This is a genomic window from Streptomyces sp. S.PNR 29 (genome assembly GCF_030386795.1).
Taxonomy (GTDB): Bacteria; Actinomycetota; Actinomycetes; order Streptomycetales; family Streptomycetaceae; genus Streptomyces.
This window is the reverse complement of record NZ_JANUQM010000037.1, coordinates 1,407-2,640: the sequence shown is the minus strand read 5'-3', so window position 1 is coordinate 2,640 and position 1,234 is coordinate 1,407. Positions and strand designations below refer to the sequence as shown.

The 1,234-nt window shown below is 71.1% G+C and carries 2 protein-coding genes; both read left to right on the top strand.

Features of this window, described 5'->3' with window-relative positions; translation table 11 throughout:
- On the top strand, positions 1–585 hold a 585-nt coding region (locus tag NW895_RS41090; RefSeq protein WP_289942364.1), incomplete at its 5' end, for an FAD-dependent monooxygenase.
- A 40-nt stretch (positions 586–625) separates the two neighbouring features.
- Positions 626–1,234 (top strand): alpha/beta fold hydrolase (locus NW895_RS41085; RefSeq protein ID WP_289942363.1); only part of this gene is annotated, 609 nt, incomplete at its 3' end.

The window sequence follows — 1,234 nt, the reverse complement described above, 5'->3', positions numbered from 1 at the left end:
CCGAACGGCGCGATGTTCGCGTACGGCGTGTACCGGCCGCGCAGGCCGGTCGCCGAGGCGGTGGCCGAACTGGCGCCCGGCGCCCCCGTCGATCCCGTCGATCCCTACATCATGGTCAACCTCGGCCTTCCGCCCGGCAGCCCGGTCGCCGCCCAGGCTCCCGACCTGTGGCACAGCTCCGCCGAAACCCTGCACGCGCTGATGCGCACCGCGGTACGGGGCTGGGATCCTGCCCTGGCCGATCTCGTCGAGCACGTCGACGCGTCGACGATCTTCCCGGTGTCCACGCGTCACCTCCAGCCGGCGGATCCCTGGCCGGCCGGCCGTGTCACTCTGCTCGGTGACGCGATCCACGCCATGCCTCCCTCGTTCGGCTCCGGCGCCAACACGGCACTGCGCGACGCCGCGGCTCTCGCCCGGACCCTGGAGCGCGCCGCCCACGGCGAGACACCCGTGGTGGAGGCCGTGGCCGAGTACGAGACGGAAATGCGCGCCGAGGTCTTCCCCATCCTGCGCGCCTCGGCCGACCCGCGGGCCGCCGACATCGACTTCCTGCCCGACGACCTCCCCGTCAGTCACACCTGATCGCCGCCTGCCCGCCACGAGCCGCACCACGAGGAGAACCATGCCTGTCACCGAAGACATCGAGTTCCGTGTGTCGGAACTGACCCTGCGGGGCAAACTGTTCCGCCCGGCCGACGGTCCCGAACGCCCGCCCGTCGCCATCCTCCAGGGCGGCCTGGGCGGTCCCGCGGAATCCATGTTCGCCATGGCCCGGGGCTTCACCGACGCCGGTCTGGCCTGCCTGATCTACGACCACCGCAACACCGGCTACAGCGACGGCGAACCCCGTCAGCAGTTCGATCCCTGGCAGCAGTGCCGGGACCTGCGCGACGTCATCACCCATCTGACCCTGCGCGAGGACATCGACCCCGACCGCATCGCCCTGTGGGGCATCAGCATCGGTGGCGCCAATTCCCTCTTCACGGCCGCCACCGACCGCAGGGTCAAGGCCGTCGTCAGCATCATCCCCCCGGTCAGCGGCTGGAGCGCGCGCACCCTCCAACCGGCCGACACGCTCGCGGAGCTGGAAGCTCTCATCCCCGTCGACCGTCAGGCCCAGCTGCGCGGCGAGCCGGCCGCGAGTATCCGCCTGCACGGCGTCCCGGAACCCGGGGACCCGGTCATGTTCAGCGACCAGGAGGGTCTGGAGTTCGTCGAGAACATGATCCAC